The following is a 2,432-nucleotide window of genomic DNA, read 5'->3' on the forward strand; positions in this document are numbered from 1 at the left end:
AAGTCCTCGCCAGACACCTCGCCGTCGCGGAAGGCCTCGACCAGCGTCTGCATCTCGCCATACGCCGCGCGCAGTCCGTCAGCCGCGTCATCATAGCCCAAGCTGTCCAGCTTGCTGATGGCGTCGATCAGGGCCATGCCGGAACGATCGGCTTCCTCGGCCAGCGCCTGATACTGCTGATTGAGAACCGCCAGGCTTTCGGCGTTCGCGTCCACCATGTCGCGGTTTTGCGAGAGGCTGTCATAGATCTCATCGCCCAGGATGGCCCGGCCCTGGTCCTCGCTGTCGAAGATCTGGTCGAGCCGCTCGCGCAGGTCGGCCAGTTCGACCCCGGCTGCTACGACGCCGACAACCATGCGCTTGGCGAAGTTGCTGGCGCTGGTGGTCAGTTCGTTGAACTTCCGGTCGATCTCCTCGGCTTTGCGGATCAGCTCGTCGTCCAGCACGGCGCCGGTCTCATGCGCGCGGGCGATGGTGTCGCGCAGGGCCTGCTCACCCTGCCCCAGCATCTGGACGAACTGCTCGCCGCCGGTGCCGCCGAAGATCTCGTCTGCCACCCGGATTTGCGCGGCGCGGTCCAGCCCCTCCATCCGGCGCATGATCTCCAGCATCAGTTCGGACGGATCTTCAAGCTTGTCCTTGAGCCGGTCGGCCGAGAGGCCAAGGCGAGTGAAGGCCTCGGCCCCCGGTCCCTTGCCGGTGACGATGAACTCGTCGGCGCGCAGGGACAGCTCCTTGAAGCCATCGACCAGGGCATCCACGCTCACCCGGTTCTGATCGGCCACGAACTTCCACTCCTGGAAGTCCTGCGCCGCGAGGCCGGCGCGCTTCGCCTCTGCCCCTAGATCCGCGATGCCCTGCACCGTCGAGGCGATGCTGCCGGTCACGCCCGCGAACAGCCCGGCCGCCGCCCCTGCCGCGAGGCCACCCGCGAAGGAGGCGGCCAGCGTGCCGATCCTGCCGGTGGTGGCCGAGACGGCGCGGTTGATGGCGCTGGTCGATCGGGCCATGTCGGCTTCCATCTGCCGGGTTGCCGATCGCGATCCGCGCTGCAGGCCCTGGAAGGTCCGCGTGCCGGTCTGCTCGGCCTTGCGCATGTTGCGCTCGAAGTCGTTGATCCGGGCCTCCAGGAGGACCATCAGGCGCTCGTCGCCCGTCATTGCGTTCATCATCGCCTCCTAGACGGTCCACATGTCGTCGTTGAACCAGGGTTGATTGGTGGTCAGGCCGCCCTCGTTGGCGGCCGCACGTGACACGGCCATCGCCGCGGCCACGGCGCCGTCGATCGACAGCCACTTCTTGGGCTTGGTGAACTTGACGACATGGCCGTGATCGTTGCGCTTCACGACGACATTGGCGAAGCAGTGCCGCAGGACCGGGTTGCCGCCGTGGTGGAACTCGCCGCCCAGAAGCGCCCGCTCCAGCTCCATCGCCGCCGGCATCATCAGGGACGGCACCTGCCGGAAGTCCACCGCGGGCAGCCCGGCTTCGAGGATCTTTGGCTGCACCTGCCGGGCCATGTGCGGGTCGAACGCGATCTCCTGCACGTTCAGATCTTCGCAGAGTTCGATGATCTTGCTCTCGATCTCGGCATAGTCGATCACCGATCCGGCCGTGGCGGTCACAAGGCCCTCCTCGACCCATTGGGTATAGGGTGCCCCCGACTGGCTCTCGCGCTGTGCCACGCCATCGTCGTCGAGCATCCCGCCATCGTCCTTGCTGTCGACGGTCTCCTGCGGGCAGAAGAACCACGCCTTGACGTGATAGCCCTCGGCCACCCGCCAGCAGGCCACGATCACAGAGAGGTCGACGGTCGACGACAGGTCGACGCCCAGCCAGCAAGGTTCGTCGCGGAGCGCGTCGAGGTCATAGTCCCGGCTGCCCGCGTCGTAGATGTCCATGTCCACCAGCGGCTCGGTCGAGGCATCAAGCCAGATGTTCAGCTTGAGCTGCTTGAAGCTCTGCCGGTCACCGACGCTGCGCTGCGACCGCTTGGCGTGGCGACGAAAGCCCGCAAGCGAGGGATAGCCATGCTGCAGGCCGGGGTTCACCCGGTGCCACAGCTCCTCGTCTTCCCAATCGTCGCGGCGGTCGGCCTCAAAGAGGATCGGCAGGATCGAGGCATCATCGACCTTGCCGCGCGCCACGTTGCGGGCATCCTCGAAGAAGTCCCAGGCGAGGCTGTCCTGTCCCCGGCCGGCGGTCGAGGCCACCACCAGGAGGCTGTCGTCGATCTTCTCCAGGCCCGTGGTCAGCGCCTCCCAGAGATCGCGGCCCTTCCAGATGTGGATCTCGTCGGCCAGCACGAAGCCGGGCGTGCGGCCATGCTGCGGGCCACCATCGCCCGAGATGACTTCGAGATAGGATTGCTCCTTCCTCAGGATCAGCTTCTTCGGGGCGTTGTGCGCGTCGTAGATGCCCACCGCCGAGAC

1 protein-coding gene and 1 pseudogene are annotated in these 2,432 nt (G+C 66.5%); both read right to left on the reverse strand.

Features of this window, described 5'->3' with window-relative positions:
- Positions 1 to 1,169 (reverse strand): annotated as a pseudogene (locus OC184_RS19865) (hypothetical protein); the annotation flags it as partial.
- 9 nt (positions 1,170 to 1,178) lie between these two features.
- The coding region (locus OC184_RS19870) for a terminase large subunit (RefSeq protein ID WP_265508917.1) at positions 1,179 to 2,432 on the reverse strand (1,254 nt) is incomplete at its 5' end.

Origin of the sequence: Paracoccus rhizosphaerae (assembly GCF_026162645.1) — a bacterium.
Classification (GTDB): Bacteria; Pseudomonadota; Alphaproteobacteria; order Rhodobacterales; family Rhodobacteraceae; genus Paracoccus; species Paracoccus rhizosphaerae.